Source organism: Streptomyces sp. AC627_RSS907 (assembly GCF_019049165.1).
The window spans coordinates 1-706 of the sequence record NZ_JAGMUE010000771.1 but is presented as its reverse complement, the minus strand read 5'-3'; the positions used below and the strand labels follow the sequence as shown (position 1 = coordinate 706).

General features: G+C 64.3%; 1 protein-coding gene and 1 pseudogene. Both read left to right on the top strand.

The features are described from left to right. The first annotated feature begins 33 nt into the window (after positions 1 to 33). Positions 34 to 366: a 50S ribosomal protein L23 gene (gene rplW, locus KUM32_RS38560; RefSeq protein WP_187064898.1), complete on the top strand. Its 333-nt coding sequence runs from the start codon at positions 34 to 36 to the stop codon at positions 364 to 366. Between the two features lie 47 nt (positions 367 to 413). Beyond that, positions 414 to 706 (top strand): annotated as a pseudogene (locus tag KUM32_RS38555) (50S ribosomal protein L2); the annotation flags it as partial.

Sequence of the window (706 nt, the reverse complement as noted above, 5' to 3'; positions counted from 1 at the left end):
CTCCGAGGCCGAGCTCGAAGGGAGCGACGCCTGATGAGTGAGGCAACCGCGCAGACGATCACCAGCAAGACCTTCACGGACCCCCGTGACATCCTGGTCAAGCCGGTGGTCTCGGAGAAGAGCTACGCGCTGCTTGACGAGAACAAGTACACGTTCATCGTCGACCCGCGCGCGAACAAGACCCAGATCAAGCAGGCCGTCGAGGCGGTCTTCTCGGTCAAGGTCACTGGGGTCAACACGATCAACCGGCAGGGTAAGCGCAAGCGGACCAAGACCGGTTTCGGCAAGCGCAAGGACACCAAGCGCGCCATCGTGACCCTCGCCGAGGGCGACCGTATCGACATCTTCGGCGGCCCGGTCTCCTAACGGAGATCGGAACGTCCAGAAGTCCGGAATCTTCCGAGGACTGAGAAATGGGTATCCGCAAGTACAAGCCGACGACTCCGGGCCGTCGTGGCTCCAGCGTCGCCGACTTCGTCGAGATCACGCGGTCCACGCCGGAGAAGTCGCTGGTCCGCCCGCTGCACAGCAAGGGCGGTCGTAACAACGCCGGTCGCGTGACCGTTCGCCACCAGGGTGGCGGACACAAGCGCGCGTACCGCGTGATCGACTTCCGCCGTCATGACAAGGACGGCGTCCCGGCGAAGGTCGCACACATCGAGTACGACCCCAACCGCACCGCGCGCATCGCGCTCCTGCACTACGC

Bases quoted from the DNA above. Each gene is read 5' to 3' on its own strand.
- rplW (WP_187064898.1), top strand. From the start codon at position 34: ATGAGTGAGGCAACCGCGCAGACGATCACCAGCAAGACCTTCACGGAC.